This window comes from Mesorhizobium sp. (assembly GCF_005063415.1).
Lineage (GTDB): Bacteria > Pseudomonadota > Alphaproteobacteria > Rhizobiales > Rhizobiaceae > Mesorhizobium.
On record NZ_SUEG01000040.1, the window covers coordinates 23,564 to 39,804 of the forward strand.

Genomic DNA, 16,241 nt, shown 5'->3' on the forward strand with positions numbered 1-16,241 from the left:
GGCACACCTCGAAAGCGGCGCGCCGGAATCGCCTTACTTCAGGAAGCCGTTCTTTTTCAAAAAGTCCTCAGCGACGCCCTTGACCGGCTCGCCGCCAACCTGCACGCGGCCATTCAACTCCTGCAGCGTGACGAGATCGAGCTTGGCGAAGACCGGCTTCAGCAGCGTCTCGATCTCGGGATGCTCCTTCAGCACCGCCTCGCGGATGATCGGCGCCGGCTGGTAGACCGGCTGCACACCCTTGTCGTCTTCAAGCACGACGAGGCCGGAAGGCGCGATGCCGCCGTCGGTGCCATAGACCATGGCGGCGTTGGCACCGTTGGTCTGGTTGGCCGCAGCGGCAATGGTCGCCGCCGTGTCGCCGCCCGACAGCGTGATCAACTGGTCCGGCTTCAGCGTGAAGCCATAGGTCTTCTGGAAAGCGGGCAGCGCGGCCGCCGAATTGACGAACTCGGCGGAGGCCGCCAGCACCACCTTGCCGCTGCCCGAGACGTATTTGCCGAAGTCGGATAGCGTCACAAGCTTGTTGGTCTCGGCGACCTCCTTGCGCAGGGCGATCGCCCAGGTGTTGTTGGCCGGTGACGGGGACAGCCAGACGATCTTGTTGGCGTCGTAGTCGAGCTTCTTGGCAGTCTCGTACGCCTTGGCGGCATCTTTCCACACCGGATCGTCGGCCTTCTCGAAGAAGAAGGCGGCGTTGCCGGTGTATTCCGGATAGATGTCGATCTCGCCGGCTGTAATCGCCTTGCGTACCACGGGCGTGCCGCCGAGTTGGATGCGGTCGGTAGTCTGGATATTATTGGCGTTCAGCACCAGCTGGATGATGTTGCCGAGCACACCGCCCTCGGTGTCGATCTTCGACGACACCACCACCTGGGCGCTTGCCGAGGCTGCCGTGATGCCGAGCGCCAGTACAGCACCGGCCAGAACCTTGAGTGAAAACATCTCACAAATCCCTTGCTGTGAACCGGAATACGGCTGCCGCATATGAGCATGGCTTCGATGCCCCGTCGGGGTACACGGTTTCATAAGAGGGGGGATGGGCGCAATAATTTTGTTCGGATGGGAGTGACTCCGCTGCTGCGCCGTCCCGACAGCGTGACGTCAGTTGACCGCGCGCAAGCCCGTCATCTTCAACACGCCCAGTGCCACGAAGCACAGCACGACGACCGGGAAAATCATCCAGTTCAGCATCTCCCAGCCCCAGGCATTGTAGACCGCTCCGGACATCAGCGAGGCGAAGGCGACGGAGCCGAACAGGACGAAATCGTGGAACCCCTGGACCTTGCCTTTTTCGGATGGCTGGTAGCTGTCGGCCACCATGGCGGTGGCGCCGATGAAGCTGAAGTTCCAGCCGAGGCCGAGCAGGATCAGCGTCGTCCAGAACTGCCAAAGTGCCAACCCCGACAGCGCGACTATACCGCAGCCAATGAGCAGCACCAGGCCGATGGCCACGATCCGCTCCGCGCCAAAACGATGGATCAGCGACCCAGTAAAGAAGCTCGGCGCGAACATCGCCATGACGTGCCAGGAAATGCCGAGCGTGGCGTCGTCGGTCGACAGGCCGCAGCCGACCATGGCCAGCGGCGCTCCGGTCATGACGAAGCTCATCAGCGCGTAGCTGCCGACGGCGCAAAACAGCGCCGCGACGAAGCGCGGCCTGGTGACGATTTCTGAGAGCGGCCGGGCGTCGCTGTCGGCGATTTCCACCTTGTCGGTTGCCTTGGCCGGGATGCGCAACAAAGAGAGAATGGCGGCGCCGACCGCCGCCAGCACCAGGATTGACGCAAACGAGCCGGCAAACTTCACCGGCGAGAACAGATCGCCGGTGAAGATGACGATCTGCGGCCCAAGGATGGCGGTGACGATGCCGCCGGCCAGCACGAAGGAGATGGCGCGCGCCTTGAATTCAGGCGGAGCATTGTCGGCGGCGGCAAAGCGGAACTGCTGGACAAAGGCGCCACCGATCCCGATCACGGCAAGGCCGAAAGCGAAGAGCCAGAAGCTGGCATGAAACAGCGCCAGCGTGGCGACTAGGCCGCCAAGCGCTGTGACCGCCGTGCCGGTCATGAAGCCGTCGCGCTGCCCGAGCCGGCGGATGATCGCCGCGGCCGGCAAGGAACCGAGCGCCACGCCGACATTGAAACCGGTGATCGGCGCGGTTGCCAGCGACTTGTCGGCGTCGAGCAGGTACTGCCCGGCCAATCCGCCCATGGAAATGGCGATGGGTGCGGCCGAGCCGATGATCGCCTGCGAGGCTGCAAGGATGAAGGCGGTGCGACGCGCTTCCTTGCCCGCCTCAACGGCGACGACGGCAGTCATAGGGCGTCCTTGCCGCGGCCCTCGCCGCGCACCCGGCGCGACACGCGATCAAGCACCGCATTGACCAGTCTCGGCTCGTCTTCCTCGTAAAATGCCTTGGCGATGTCGACATATTCGGAAACGATGACCGCCACCGGCACGTCCTCGCGCTGCATCAGCTCGTAGACGCCGGCGCGCAATATGGCGCGCAATGTGGAATCGAGCCTCGACAGAGGCCAGTCCTCGGTCAGCGCCTGTCGGATGACTGGATCGATCGTCTTCTGGTGCTCGACAACGCCGGCAAGAATGGCGCGGAACCATTGCGCATCGGCTTCGCGATAGAGCGCGCCGTCGACTTCCTTGCCGAGCCTGAACGCCTCGTATTCGGCGGTGATCTCAAACACACCGCTGCCGGCGACGTCCATCTGGTAGAGCGCCTGCACGGCGGCCAGACGGGCAGCACCGCGCTTGTTAGCGTGGCGAACCGCAGGCTGGCCGGGCGAAGCGGGTTCGCTCACGATCGCTCTCCCAACTGCTGCTTGAGCGCAATCATGGTCAGCGCCGCACGCGCCGCAAAGCCGCCCTTGTCGCCTTCGGAGCGCCTGGCCCGTGTCCAGGCCTGTTCGTCGTTTTCGGTGGTCAGGACGCCGTTGCCGATGCAGACCGAATCCTGCACGGACAGGTCCATCAGGGCACGGCTGGATTCATTGGCGACGATCTCGAAATGATAAGTGTCGCCGCGGATCACCGTGCCGAGGGCGACGAAACCGTCATAGTTCGTCCCGCCTTCGGAGGCACCGTCGAGCGCGAAGGAAATCACCGCCGGGATTTCGAGCGAGCCCGGAACGGTGACGACATCGTATGTCGCGCCCGCTTCGTCGAGCGCGCTGGTCGCGCCCTCGAGCAGCGCGTCCGCAAGGTCGTCGTGAAAGCGCGCCTCGATGACAAGAAGGTGGGCCTTCTTCTTCGGACGGATGAACGCTTTGCCGTGTTGGGATGTGCCTGCCATAGATGTCTCCGGGGATCGCCGGTGACTTAGGCCGAAGCCGGTTTGATCGCAAGCGGAAGATTGCCGAAGGAACGTTCAAGGCCAACCCGGCGGCGGTCGCATCAGGGAATGGGCTTTATGGACGACCGCCTCAAAGTCCCTCCTTCGCCGCCTCCACCAATCGCGCCGCGTAGCGGGCCATGGTGTCGATCTCGAGATTGACCCAGTCGCCGACCTGGCGTTCGCCCCAGGTGGTGACGGTCAGCGAATGGTGGATCAACAGCACGTCGAAGCGGGTGCCTTCGACCTTGTTGACGGTGAGCGAAGTGCCGTCGAGTGCGACGGAACCCTTGGGGGCGATAAATTTGGCAAGCTCGCGCGGTGCTTCCAGGGTAAAGCGCACGGCGTCACCCTCTTCCTTGCGGGCCACGATCTCGGCCATGCCGTCGACATGGCCTGACACGATATGGCCGCCAAGCTCGTCGCCGATCTTCAGCGCCCGCTCCAGGTTGATACGCGTGCCGGATTTCCAGCCCATCGCGGTCGTCAGCCTGAGTGCTTCTTCCCAGGCCTCGACTTCGAACCAGCGTGCGTTGGCGCCGTCTTCCGGCAACCCCGTCACCGTCAGGCAGACACCGCCGCAGGAAATCGAGGCGCCGATGGCAATGGTCTGCGGATCGTAGGCGGTGTCGATACGCAAACCGACGCCTTCCCTGAGCGGCTTCACGGCAGCGACGGTGCCGACATCGGTGACGATTCCAGTGAACATCAGTTTGGCCCCGTGAACATCAGTTCGGTCCTAGATGTCTCTTATCCATTCCGCATATGTGTCTTCGCCGAAACGCATGCTGCGCAATTTGCGAAATCCCGGCGGGATATTGTTGGCATCGATCGGCGATGCAATACCGCCCTCGCCGATCGCGTCCGGTCCCCGAAACAGCACGATGCGATCGACCAGTTGTTCGTCGAGGAACGCCTTGGCCACCCTGGCGCCGCCCTCGACCAGGACGCTGGCCATGCCGAGCGCCGCCAGATCCTCGAGCAGTTCCGGCAGCGCAATATCGCCTTCATAGGTCTCAGTGCCGATGAAGCGAACGCCGGCGCGTTCGAGCGCGGCGCGCCGGTGCGGATCGGCCTCGGCGCAGGCAGCGATATAGAGCGGCACACGGTCGACGCCGGCGACCAGTTTCGAAGTCTCGGGTAGCCTGATCTGACGGTCGAGCACGATGCGCGCCGGCGAACGGCTCTCCAGTCCCGGAAGCCTAACCGTCAGCGCCGGATCGTCCTCCAGTGCCGTGCCGATGCCGATCAATATGCCATCGGCTTCGGCGCGCATCAGATAGACTTCGCGCCGGGCGATGTCGCCGGTGATGGAGACCTGCCCCTCGCCTCTCACGCCGATCTTGTTGTCGCTCGAAAGCGCAAGCTTCAGGATCACTTCCGGACGTTTTTTCAGAGATCGAATCAAATAGCCGGCCATCTGCTCCGCGGCCTCGGCCGCCAGCACTTTTTCCACCACCTCGACGCCAGCGGCATGCAAGATTGCATAGCCCTTGCCGGAAACACGCGGGTCCGGATCGCTGGCAGCGCCAACCACACGCGACACGCCGGCACTGACCAGCGCATTGGCGCAAGGCGGCGTGCGGCCGTGATGGGCGCAAGGCTCCAGCGTTACATAGGCGGTGGCGCCGCGCGCCAGTTCGCCGGCCTCGGCCAGCGCTTCGGTCTCGGCATGCGGCCGGCCGCCGACGGCCGTGACGCCGCTGCCGACGATCATCGGCCCGTCGCCGTCGTCGCGTACGATCAGCGTGCCGACGGACGGATTGGTCGAGGTCCGGCCGGCATTCTTGCGCGACAGCCTAAGGGCTGCCGCCATATAGCGGCGATCGAGGACCTCTTGCTCCGCCGTGCTGCGCTCGGACCTTGCCATGCTCAGCCGGCGTCCTCTTCGCTCTTCAGCTCTTCGCCCCTAGGCTCGTCAGTTTTGAGCTCGTCGCCCTTGAGCTCACCCAACACGTCGTGGAAATCCTTGGCCTCGCGGAAATTGCGGTAGACGGAGGCAAAGCGCACATAGGCGACATCATCGAGCGACTTAAGCGCCTCCATGACCAGCCGGCCGACTTCGCCAGAAGCCACTTCGGTCTCGCCCGAGCTTTCGAGCTGGCGCACAATGCCGGTCACAGCGCGGTCGATACGTTCCGGGTCGACGTTGCGCTTGCGTACCGCAATCTCGACCGAGCGCAGCAGCTTGTCGCGGTCGAAGGGCACTTTGCGTCCAGACTTCTTCACCACGACGAGGTCGCGCAATTGCACGCGCTCGAAAGTGGTGAAGCGGCCGCCGCAATCTGGGCAGACGCGCCGCCTGCGGATCGCCGCGCCGTCTTCGGCGGGGCGCGAATCCTTCACCTGCGTATCTTCGGACTGGCAGTAGGGACAGCGCATGGAGAGCCTTCGGTTCGCGATTCTCGTGGAGCGAAAGGCTTAGAGGTTTTTGCCACGATGGCAAAGTATGGCCGATGACCGATCGCGCCTCAGAGATAGCGAGGCACGAGGAAAATTGCGAGAGCGGCACTTAGTTGGACGGCAATACGCCAATCAGGGAGCGACGTCGCCGGTCGGGAAGCCGCACGACGTGCCGAGATAGCGATAGGCCTTGGTGAAGCCGTCCATCGATATGGTCGCGACCGGCTTGTCGGCGAAGCTGACATCGAGGGCGCTGGTACGGCGCATGGCACGCAGTATCGCGAGGGTTGTCTCGGGCTTGTTGTTCACTATCCACTGGCCGTCGGCGATAGGATGAAAACCAGCCTTGATCTTGTCGTTGACGTCGCGGAACACCGCCGGGATGTTGTCACCCTTGGGCAAGTCACTGTTTTTCACGGCGATGATGAGGCTCGGATAGCCCTCGGGTGGCAATACGTCGCCATTCGAGATGGCCAGCGTAAGGGTGCCGCTGGTCCCGTTAGCGTCGAAAAAGACCGTCGAGGCGGCACAGGTCTTGCGCACATCCTCACCGGTGTTGACCTCGTCCACCGTGGTGGACCACCTGCCGAAGGTCTCTGTCTTGGGTGCTGCCGGCGGCGGCTCGGTCTGAGCCAAGGCGGCGTCGGACTGCTGCGAGATGGCTAAGGTGAGCAAGGCGCCAACGCTGGCGAAACGGAAAATTCGCATCATCATCAAGCCTCTCCGAGATGCCGCCGTGTCCAGTTGATCGGCGCCGTCACAGTTGGGGAACGACGCCCTGCGTCAACCAAGATAGGGGTAAAGCGGAAAACGATCCGTCAATGCCGCCACCTTGGTCTTCACGGCTGCCTCGACCGCCGCATTGCCCTCGTCGGAATTGGCGACTTTCAGTCCATCCAGCACTTCGGCGATCAGCTTGCCAATCTCGCGGAACTCGGCCTGGCCGAAGCCGCGCGTGGTGCCGGCCGGCGTGCCGAGCCGAACGCCGGAGGTGACAAAAGGCTTTTCCGGGTCGAAGGGGATGCCGTTTTTGTTGCAGGTGATGTTGGCGCGGCCAAGGGCAGCCTCGGCGCGCTTGCCGGTGGCGTTCTTGGGGCGCAGGTCGACCAGCATCAGATGGTTGTCGGTGCCGCCGGAGACGATGTCGAGACCGGTCTCCTGCAGACTGGAGGCCAGCGCCTTGGCATTGGCGACGACGCTCTCGGCATAGATCTTGAAGCTCGGCTTCAGCGCCTCGCCCAGAGCCACCGCCTTGGCGGCGATGACATGCATCAGCGGTCCACCCTGCAGGCCGGGGAAGACGGCCGAATTCATCTTTTTGGCAATATCCTCGTCGTTGCAAAGGATCATGCCGCCGCGCGGGCCGCGCAGCGATTTGTGCGTCGTGGTGGTGACCACGTGGGCATGCGGCAGCGGCGAAGGATGCATGCCGCCGGCAACCAGGCCGGCGATGTGGGCCATGTCGACCATCAGATAGGCACCGATCGAATCGGCGATCTCGCGAAAACGCTTCCAGTCCCAGACGCGTGAATAGGCGGTGCCGCCAGCCAGGATCAGCTTCGGCCTGGTCTCATGGGCGGTCTTCTCGATCGCGTCCATGTCGAGCAGATGGTCTTCCCTGCGCACGCCATAGGAGACAACCTTGAACCATTTGCCGCTCATATTGACCGGCGAGCCATGCGTCAGGTGCCCGCCGGAATTGAGGTCGAGGCCCATGAAGGTGTCGCCGGGCTGCAGCAACGCCAGGAACACCGCCTGGTTCATCTGGCTGCCGGAATTCGGCTGGACGTTGGCGAAGTTGCAGCCGAACAGCTTTTTCGCGCGTTCAATGGCCAGTTCCTCGGCGACATCGACGAATTGGCAGCCGCCATAGTAGCGCTTGCCCGGATAGCCCTCGGCATATTTGTTGGTCATGATCGACCCTTGCGCCTCGAGCACGGCGCGCGAGACGATGTTTTCCGAGGCAATCAGCTCGATCTCGTGGCGCTGGCGGCCGAGTTCGTTGCGAATCGCGCCGAAAATCTCGGGGTCGGCATCGGCAAGCGTGGTTTCGAAGAAGGATTCGAATTTGTTCGACACTGCCGCTGCTGTTGCCATGGGCTGAAATCCTCAAGGTTCGGGGCCTGTCGCGCCATTAACACAGTTGCTTTCGGCCCGCCACGTTTGCAGCGCGAAATTTGCTGGCCGGATTGCGGCAGCCCCCCTGAAAGCACATTATTTCTTCGCCTGCCGGCCGGCAGCAGGGCTTCGCGTGATCTCCTGAACAGCCCCGCATGGTTTGAATATGGTCCGTGGCGAAAACCGATTTTCGGAATCATCCGCAAAGCTCAGAGCGCGACGACGACAATAAAAAAGGCCGCCCTTCTGGCGGCCTTTTGCAAATGAACTCAGCTGCTTAGAGCGCGGATGTGATCTGCAGCTCGTTGGCCCCGTCGAGGCCGTAAATATCGTCGCGGAACTGCACCACGCCCGGCCCCGTCGACCAGGCCGAGATGTAGAGGAAATAGACCGCCACCGGATTGGTGACCTGCACCGGGACGTTCTCGCCGCTCTTGATCGCCGCCTCGAAATGCTGGCGATTCCAGCCCGGCGTGTCGCGCAGGATCCAGGTGACGAGATCGCGCACGTTCTGGACGCGCACGCAGCCCGAGGAATCGAAGCGCATCATCTTGCCGAACAGGCTCTGCTGCGGCGTATCGTGCATGTAGACGCCGTCCGGGCTGGGGAAATTGATCTTGACCGAGGCCATCGCGTTGCCAGCACCCGGATCCTGGCGGAAGCGGTACTTCTCGGCGTCGTCGGTCGACCAGTCGACGGTCAGCGGATCAACCTCGCTGCCATCCGGCGCGAACAGACGGATGTGGCTGTCCTTGAGATAGTTGGGGTCCTTCCGCATCAGCGGAATGATGTCCTTGCGCACGATAGAGACCGGCGCGTTCCAGTAGGGATTGACGATGATCTCGTTGATCTTGGAATTGACGATCGGCGTCTGCCGGTCGATCTTGCCGACGATCGCGGTATGGCGCAGCACGACGCGATCGTTCTCGACCGCCTCGATCTGGGCGCCTGGAATGTCGACCAGCACGTAACGGTTGCCCAGCGTGCCGGCGCGCTCGCGCAGCCGCTGCAGATTGGTCTGCAACTGGCCGAGCCGAATTGGCGCCGAAACATTCATCGCCGCATAAGAATATTGGCCCAGCGTCCCGTCGGCAGGCAGGCCGTGACGCGCCTGGAAGCGCTTGACCGCCGAGTCGACATAGGAATCGAAGGCTGTCGAAATGCCGGCGCTCTGCGCCAGATCGCCCGCAATCATCAGGCGCTTGCGCAGCGGGACCACGTCGGGATCATCGACGCCGAGCTGCAATTTCTTGCTGTCGGGAACCGGCTCCCAGCCGCCCTGGGCAACGATGTTCTGGTATTGCGCGACCGCCTGCTCGGTAAACGAAACGGTCTGCAGGCTGAAGATGGGCAGCGTCGAGGCCACCTTGCCGCCCTGGCTGGGGCGCGCGTCGAACTGGTCGTCCCAATTGCCGCGGGCCGAGGATTTCAGGATATCCCCGATCACATCCTGCGCACTAGCTCGGCCGGCGACCATAGCGGCTGCGAGCGCGGAGGCCCCTGAAAGGAAGAAACGGCGGCTGGTTCTCATGGACGGTCCAGACATTCTTGCTACAATTCCACTCACCGGGCGGTCTCGCCCGCACTCTAGAGTTGGCTTCTTAACAATTAGCCAACCATGGCCCGCATCACTTCGGTGTAAAAACACATGGGAAGTGATTTGAGCACAGGACAAATGCACGGCTTTGGCCCCAGCATCACCCGCATCTTCGGTTCCACTGGAATATGGCGGCAACGTGGCTGTTGCTCGAATTTGGATCGGCCGGCCTGACGAAACGGAAAGACCGGTGCTTTTCGGCACCGGCCTTTGGTCTGCTCCGCGGCAGCGCTTCCGTGGTCCAGCTTCAGATCTTGCTGCGGCGGATGCGACTACATCCGATAGGCGATGGTATCGTTCCAGAACCGATCCAACCGCTGCAGGGCGCGGTTCATCTGCTTGAACTCTTCGGTGTTGATGCCGCCGACCTGCTCGATCGAGCCGACATGGCGCTCGTAAAGGCCGGCGACGACTTCCGCCACTTCATTGCCCTTCGGCGTCAGCGAAACCCGCACCGAACGGCGGTCGATGCGCGAGCGCTGGTGGTTGATGAAGCCGAGATCGACCAGCTTCTTCAGATTATAGGAGACATTCGAGCCGAGATAATAGCCGCGCGAGCGCAGTTCGCCGGCGGTCAGCTCCGAATTGCCGATGTTGAACAGGAGCAGCGCCTGGATGGCGTTGATATCGGAGCGGCCGTTGCGGTCGAATTCGTCCTTGATCACATCAAGCAGACGGCGATGCAGCCGCTCGACCAGCTGCAGCGATTCCATGTACAGCGAACGGATCGCCTCGCGGCGGTCATCGGATACGTTGGCGGTCTTCGCCGCCGGACGCGAATTGATCATTGTCTTTGCCTCTCGTTTGTCGCCCGGTGATTTTTTGTTCTTCACCTTGATCGCGACACTATCGAATACTCATAAAATTCGACTTAAACGCCAAGGCTAACAAGAGCTTACCGGTAAGGGGTTTCGAAAGAGGCTTAACGGACGGTCACCCGAGCAAGGATAATTAACCTAAAGATTTAGCCAACGATCTTCGACCGGAATTGCTATCGCCGGGCCTGCCGCTTCTGGATCCAGATCACCACGCGGAACACTATGTAGAGCAGCGCCACCGCAAGGTGCGAGGCGACGATCAGCGGCCGGTGACCGAACAACTCAGGAAAGCCGGCATACATGACGCTCTCGGTCACCGCGCAGATGAACCAGATCACCGGCCCCCAGGACGCCAGCATCCAGAGGCCGGCGGCAGCGAATGGAAAAAACACCGCCAGCACCACCGCCGCCACCTGCCAGTGCACCGGCATCAGGTCGAAGCGCCACAACGGGCCGGGGTAAAAGCCGATCAGCCGGATCCAGTACAAGATGCCGAACAGCAGGCAGTAGCCGGCGATGACGCGCTGGAACCAGGCGAAGATGACCTCGACCGTCGAGGGCTGCAGCACCACGCGTCTCGAGGCGACCTCGCTCACAGCTTCAGTTCCCGTTCGCCGAGCGGTGCGAAATAGGCGTCGACGTCGACGGCGCTGACCATATCGATACCTGCCGGCCGCCATTGCGGTGTCGAGCCCTTGTCGATGATGGCGGCGCGGATGCCTTCATAGAAGTCGTGCCCGGCGAGCATGCGGTTGAGGATACGAAACTCCATTTTCATGCACTCGTCCATCGACAGCGTCTGCCCGGCGCTGATCTGGCGCCATGCAACATGCAGGCTGGTCGGTGAACGGGTGCGGATGGTGGCCAGCGTCTTTGCAGCGAACTCGTCGGCAGTGGCTGCCCGCTCCAGACTGGCGACGATATCGGCCAGCGACGGCTGCGCGAAATGCCGGGCGATGGCTTCCAGTGTCGGCCTGTCGGTCTCGCGCCTGGCCGGGATGAAGCAACCGCGCAGCACTGATTCCGGGTCGCCGCTTTCCGCCAGACGGTCGAGAAAGCCGGCCTGGTCCTCTGCCTTGATCGTATGGGTGGCGAGGCCCGACCACAAAGCATCGCCATAGCGGATGCGGTTGCCGGTCAGCGCCAGATACATGCCGAAGCTGCCGCCGAGATCCGGCAACAGATGGCTCGCGCCAACATCCGGGAAAAAGCCAATGCCGACCTCGGGCATGGCAAACTGGGCGTTCTCGGTCAGCACCCGCTGCGAGCCATGGAAGGAGATACCGACGCCGCCGCCCATGACGATGCCGTCGATCAGCGCGACATAGGGTTTCTTGATGCGGGCGATGCGGGCGTTCAGCCGGTATTCATCGACGAAGAAATCGACCGGAGGCTTTCCTGCGCGGCCGGCTTCGTAGATGTGGAGGATGTCGCCGCCTGCGGAAAACGCCCTGCCCTCGGCCTTGACGACGACAACGTCGACGCCGTCGTCGCGCTCCCAACTGCGCAGCGCCTTGTCCAGCGCCTTGACCATGCGGTGGGTCACGGCATTGAGCGCCTGCGGCCGCGTCAGCGTGACGACGCCGGCCCTGCCCAATCTTTCGAAGCGAATCTCGTCGCCTCCGCCAAAATCCATCGCCAGAGAATCCCTCCCCGCGCCCGCCGGGAGTGAAGTGCTAAAGCGTGGCGCATGGCCGCGTCAATGGCGGCGCCCAATCCGCTGCTTGGTCGTCGGCGTCACCCAGTGCTAATACTGGCGCTTTGAACCGGAAGGTTGAACCATGCCTTGGTTGCCGCGCCTTGCTGTTGTGGTGGTCGGCCTGATCGCTGCGAACACTCCTCCCGTATCGGCCGAAACCGTCGACCAGCTCTATCAATCGCAGACCATCGTCACCGGCCAGGGCGAGGTCAACAGGCAGATCGGTTTCAAGGCCTGCCTCGATGCGGTGCTGGTTCGTGTGTCCGGCGATCAGCGGCTGCCGAAGAGAGCTGAGATGGCGGCGCTGCGCGACAAGGCCGGCAGCTTCGTTGCCGAATTCCGCTATCATGATCGTCTCGAAGGCATTCCGGTCCATGACGAACAGGGCACCCACGACCGACCGCACGATCTCACCTGCCTTTATCAGCCCGAAGTCATAGATCCCGTGCTTGCCGGGCTTGGCAGCAAGCCATGGCTTGCCGAGCGGCCACGCTTGGCGATTTTTCTCAGCGCGGAGCAAGGCGCGAGACATTTCGCGCTGACCGCGGACGATCAGCGCGGACCGGCGATGCGCGAATCCTTTGCCAATGCCACCGGTCCACTGGTCATGCGGATTGTATTTCCCGCAGCGTCGCTACTCTCCGCCTCAAAGCTGGACGACCGAAGCCTCAGCCATGCCGACATGGCGACATTGGACCAGCTTGCGAGGAAAGCCGGCGCCGACCAGGCACTCGCCGGCAGCATCATCTGGCGCGATAAGGAACTTGGCTGGGTCGCCGATTGGCGGCTTGTCATGAAGGGCAAGAGCTACAAATGGCAAGTGCGCGGCGTTAGCTTCGACGAGGCATTCCGCGTCGCCATGCGGGGTGCTGCGCAGATCCTGTCAGGCAATGGTCAACCAGAATAGCGCCCAACAGGACCGCTGGCACAATCGTGTCGCATTGGTCAGCAGCGGAGGCTCGTGGTAAAAGCCGCCGATCCGGAGTTTTTGCGATGAACAAATTCACCCCTGCAAAGCCTGCCGGCGCGCGCAGCGTCGACGAGATCACCGGCAGCCGGCGGCTGCGGCGCATGCGCAAGGCCGATTGGTCGCGCCGCCTTGTCCAGGAGAACCGGCTCTCGGTCGACGATCTGATCTGGCCGATCTTCGTCGTCGACGGCAGACACGTGCGCGAACCGATCGCCGCCATGCCCGGCGTGTTCCGCCTGTCGCTCGACCTCGCCGTCAAGGAGGCTGAGCGCGCGGCTAAGCTTGGCATTCCGGCGATCGCCACTTTCCCCAATGTGGAGCTCGGCCTGCGTGATCAGACCGGTTCGCACATCCTCGATCCGGAAAACATCATCAACCGTGCCACCCGCGCCATCAAGCACGCAGTCCCGGAGATCGGCATCATCACCGACGCCGCGCTTGACCCGTTCACCTCGCATGGCCATGACGGCATCTTGCGCGAGGGCATTATCGTCAATGATGAAACGGTGGAGCAAGTGACGGCGGCGGCCGTCATCCAGGCGGCGGCAGGGGCCGACATCATCGCCCCCTCGGACATGATGGACGGCCGGATCGGTGCCATCCGCGATGCGCTGGACGCCAATGGGTTTCAGGATGTAGCGATCATGTCCTATGCGACCAAGTTCGCATCCGCCTTTTACGGCCCCTATCGTGAGGCGGTCGGCACCGCCGGCCTGCTCAAGGGCGACAAGAAGACCTATTACATCGACCACGCCAATTCCGACGAAGCGGTGCGCGAGGCCGAGCAGGATCTCGCCGAGGGCGCCGACATGCTGATGGTCAAGCCCGGCCTGCCCTATCTCGACATCATCCGCCGGCTGAAGGACGAGTTGCAGATGCCGACGTTCGCCTATCAGGTCTCGGGCGAATATTCGATGATCAAGGCCGCCGCCGCCAACGGCTGGATCGACGGCGAAAAGGCGATGCTGGAATCGCTGCTCGCCTTCAAGCGCGCCGGCTGCGACGGCATCCTGACCTATTTCGCGCCTGAAGTGGCGGCGATGCTCAAGGGGTGATGCGCCTTTGTAGCGTCTACATCGAGTAGCGCTCCTTCGTCCAAGACGTGACATGGCCGCCGCAGGACAATCGCTTCAGGCTTACGCTGCCCCTCATTGCCCTGCCCGGCATTTCTCCCCGTAAAGTGACCGGGAGAAAGACGCGTTGGCAAAAGATTTCGCCAATCTCCAGCGTTGCAAAAACATCGCCGACGTTGCGGCCAGCCCCTTCGCCCCGTCACTATGCGGGGAGAAGCTGCCGGCAGGCGGATGAGGGGCGGCGCCGACATTGAGATTGGTTATTCCAACATGATTTGGAAGTGATTGCCCCACCGGCGATTCAAAATACCGCTTGCAAAATGCAATCAGTTAAGCTATCCGATAACTGCTTGCATCTCACAATTGGTTATCGAGGAGGCTCTCATGTCCAAACTTCGCGTCAAGGCTTTCACCCTGTCGATCGACGGCTTCGGCGCCGGTCCCGACCAAGACCTGAAGAATCCGCTGGGTATTGGCGGGGAGGCCCTGCACGAATGGATGTTCGGCACCCGCACCTTCCGCAAGATGGTCCTCGGCAAGGATGGCGGGACCACGGACACGGACGAGGCGTTCGCGGCGCGCAGCTTCGAAAATGTCGGCGCATGGATCCTGGGCCGCAACATGTTCGGGCCGATCCGCGGCGAATGGCCGGATGACAGCTGGAAAGGCTGGTGGGGTGACAACCCACCCTACCACGTGCCGGTCTTCGTGCTGACGCACCATGCGCGTGAGCCCATCGTCATGGAAGGTGGCACGACTTTCCATTTCGTCACCGACGGCATCCATTCGGCGCTGGAGAAGGCGAAAGCAGTGGCTGACGGCAAGGATGTACGGCTCGGCGGCGGCGTCGCCACGATCCGCCAATATCTCCAGGAAAAGCTCATCGACGAAATGCATCTGGCGATCTCACCGGTCCTGCTAGGCGCCGGCGAGAGCCTTTTTGCCGGCATCGACATGCCTAAGCTCGGCTATCGCTGCAGCGAGCAGGTCGCGACGCCGAAGGCCACGCATGTCATCATCGAGCGCGATTAGGAAGTAGCGTGGGCGTTTTTGTCTGCGCTATTGGCAAACCCTTGGTGCAGGCCCATTTCTCCCCGTCACTATACGGGGAGAAATGCCCGGCAGGGCAATGAGGGGCGGCGCCATCCGTCCCGCAATTGTAATTGACTAAGCGGCATCTGGCAGAATTGTAATGCACACCATGAACAACCGACCGCGCAACCAACCAACGGCAAGCGACGCCCCGCTCACCTTCGCCATCCTGGTCTTCCCCGGGTTCCCGATGATGGCGTTCAGCTCGGTCATCGAGCCGCTCCGCGCCGCCAACGTGCTGGCGAAGCGGGACTGCTACCGCTGGATCATCGTCGGCGCCGCCGAAGGTCCGGTGGAGGCCTCGAACGGCGTCGTCATCCAGCCCGGCTTTGCCGCCCATGACGCGCCGAAGGTCGATCGCATCGTTGTCTGCTCGGGCGGCGATGCCGATCATCTCGTCGCGCACGATGCGGTGAGCTGGATCCGCAAGAGCCTGCGCGGCGGCGCCCATATCGGTGCGGTGGCTGACGCGGCGTTCTTCCTCGCCCGCGCGGGCCTGCTCGACGGCCATGCCTGCACCTTGCACTGGACCAGCCAGGCGGCCTTCACCGAGGCGTTTCCGGATATCGAGCTGAGGCGCGATCTCTATGTCATCGACCGCAAGCGCTTTACTTCGGCCGGCGGCGTCGGCAGTCTCGACATGATGCTGGAAATCATCACCAACGACTATGGCGCCGAACTCGCGGCCGGCGTCGCCGAATGGTTCGTGCACAGCCCGCTGCGCTCCAGCGTCGACCGCAAGCTGATGCCGCTGCGCTTGCGCACCGGCGTGCAGAACGAGCTGGTGCTGTCGGCCATCGCCATCATGGAGGATCGGGTGGAGGAGCGGCTCGGCATGGCGGAGCTGGCGGGGCGGCTTGGTGTCTCCTCCGATAAGCTCGAACGCAATTTCCGCTCCGAACTCAGCATCTCGCCCAACGGCTATTACCGCCGCCTGCGGCTGAAGCGCGCCGCCGACCTCTTGGCCCATTCGACGCTGATGGTGCGCGACGTCGCGCTGGCCTGCGGCTTCGCCTCAATGTCGAGCTTTGCCCGGGCGTTCCGGGAGGAGCACGGCCACGCGCCGAAGGTGTTGCGGCGGCATTAGATGCGTTAACCGCTCCACGCCGAGTTCCCGCCCAC

The 16,241-nt window shown here is 62.8% G+C and carries 17 protein-coding genes; 4 read left to right on the top strand and 13 right to left on the bottom strand.

The genetic code is table 11. The features are described 5' to 3' along the window. Window positions 1–33: 33 nt before the first annotated feature. From E5W70_RS13355 to E5W70_RS13415, 13 genes are all read right to left on the bottom strand, one after another. Complete coding sequence (locus E5W70_RS13355) at window positions 34–945, bottom strand: ABC transporter substrate-binding protein (protein WP_292658663.1); 912 nt, start codon at window positions 943–945, stop codon at window positions 34–36. 159 nt (window positions 946–1,104) lie between these two features. Next, on the bottom strand, window positions 1,105–2,322 hold the full coding sequence (locus E5W70_RS13360; RefSeq protein ID WP_292658665.1) for an MFS transporter: 1,218 nt from the start codon (window positions 2,320–2,322) through the stop codon (window positions 1,105–1,107). Then, entirely contained in the window at window positions 2,319–2,819 is a 501-nt protein-coding gene (nusB, locus tag E5W70_RS13365; protein ID WP_292658668.1) for a transcription antitermination factor NusB, read from the bottom strand. The genes E5W70_RS13360 and nusB overlap by 4 nt, the downstream gene beginning before the upstream one ends. Continuing rightward, window positions 2,816–3,310 carry a 6,7-dimethyl-8-ribityllumazine synthase gene (gene ribH / locus E5W70_RS13370; RefSeq protein ID WP_292658670.1) on the bottom strand — a complete coding sequence of 165 codons (495 nt, stop codon included), beginning with the start codon at window positions 3,308–3,310 and terminating at the stop codon, window positions 2,816–2,818. The genes nusB and ribH overlap by 4 nt, the downstream gene beginning before the upstream one ends. 130 nt (window positions 3,311–3,440) lie before the next feature. After that, a complete protein-coding gene (locus E5W70_RS13375; RefSeq protein WP_292658673.1) occupies window positions 3,441–4,058 on the bottom strand; it encodes a riboflavin synthase in 618 nt (205 codons plus the stop codon). A 30-nt stretch (window positions 4,059–4,088) separates the two neighbouring features. Beyond that, a complete protein-coding gene (gene ribD, locus E5W70_RS13380; protein ID WP_292658676.1) occupies window positions 4,089–5,219 on the bottom strand; it encodes a bifunctional diaminohydroxyphosphoribosylaminopyrimidine deaminase/5-amino-6-(5-phosphoribosylamino)uracil reductase RibD in 1,131 nt (376 codons plus the stop codon). Between the two features lie 2 nt (window positions 5,220–5,221). After that, entirely contained in the window at window positions 5,222–5,731 is a 510-nt protein-coding gene (gene nrdR, locus E5W70_RS13385) for a transcriptional regulator NrdR (protein WP_292658679.1), read from the bottom strand. 153 nt (window positions 5,732–5,884) lie between these two features. Beyond that, window positions 5,885–6,466: a hypothetical protein gene (locus tag E5W70_RS13390; protein WP_366509699.1), complete on the bottom strand. Its 582-nt coding sequence runs from the start codon at window positions 6,464–6,466 to the stop codon at window positions 5,885–5,887. A 69-nt stretch (window positions 6,467–6,535) separates the two neighbouring features. Beyond that, window positions 6,536–7,849, bottom strand: coding sequence for a serine hydroxymethyltransferase (glyA, locus tag E5W70_RS13395; protein ID WP_292658681.1), 1,314 nt, complete (start codon window positions 7,847–7,849; stop codon window positions 6,536–6,538). Between the two features lie 298 nt (window positions 7,850–8,147). Continuing rightward, complete coding sequence (locus E5W70_RS13400; RefSeq protein WP_292658684.1) at window positions 8,148–9,401, bottom strand: L,D-transpeptidase family protein; 1,254 nt, start codon at window positions 9,399–9,401, stop codon at window positions 8,148–8,150. A 338-nt stretch (window positions 9,402–9,739) separates the two neighbouring features. Then, a complete protein-coding gene (locus E5W70_RS13405) occupies window positions 9,740–10,255 on the bottom strand; it encodes a winged helix DNA-binding protein (RefSeq protein ID WP_023674486.1) in 516 nt (171 codons plus the stop codon). 203 nt (window positions 10,256–10,458) lie between these two features. After that, on the bottom strand, window positions 10,459–10,881 hold the full coding sequence (locus tag E5W70_RS13410; protein WP_292658690.1) for a DUF6163 family protein: 423 nt from the start codon (window positions 10,879–10,881) through the stop codon (window positions 10,459–10,461). Continuing rightward, window positions 10,878–11,921, bottom strand: a complete 1,044-nt coding sequence (locus E5W70_RS13415; protein ID WP_292658692.1) for an enoyl-CoA hydratase/isomerase family protein — start codon at window positions 11,919–11,921, stop codon at window positions 10,878–10,880. Before E5W70_RS13415 ends, E5W70_RS13410 begins: the two co-directional genes overlap by 4 nt. A 145-nt stretch (window positions 11,922–12,066) precedes the next feature. On the opposite strand from E5W70_RS13415, the gene E5W70_RS13420 reads away from it, so the two are divergent. The 4 genes from E5W70_RS13420 to E5W70_RS13435 all read left to right on the top strand — a co-directional run bounded on the left by E5W70_RS13420 (window position 12,067) and on the right by E5W70_RS13435 (window position 16,206). After that, a complete protein-coding gene (locus E5W70_RS13420; RefSeq protein WP_292658694.1) occupies window positions 12,067–12,891 on the top strand; it encodes a DUF2066 domain-containing protein in 825 nt (274 codons plus the stop codon). A gap of 86 nt (window positions 12,892–12,977) precedes the next feature. After that, window positions 12,978–14,009 carry a porphobilinogen synthase gene (gene hemB, locus E5W70_RS13425; RefSeq protein WP_292658696.1) on the top strand — a complete coding sequence of 344 codons (1,032 nt, stop codon included), beginning with the start codon at window positions 12,978–12,980 and terminating at the stop codon, window positions 14,007–14,009. 402 nt (window positions 14,010–14,411) lie between these two features. Further along, entirely contained in the window at window positions 14,412–15,059 is a 648-nt protein-coding gene (locus E5W70_RS13430) for a dihydrofolate reductase family protein (protein ID WP_292658699.1), read from the top strand. Window positions 15,060–15,228: 169 nt separating this feature from the next. Further along, entirely contained in the window at window positions 15,229–16,206 is a 978-nt protein-coding gene (locus E5W70_RS13435; protein WP_292658704.1) for a GlxA family transcriptional regulator, read from the top strand. Window positions 16,207–16,241: the final 35 nt, after the last annotated feature.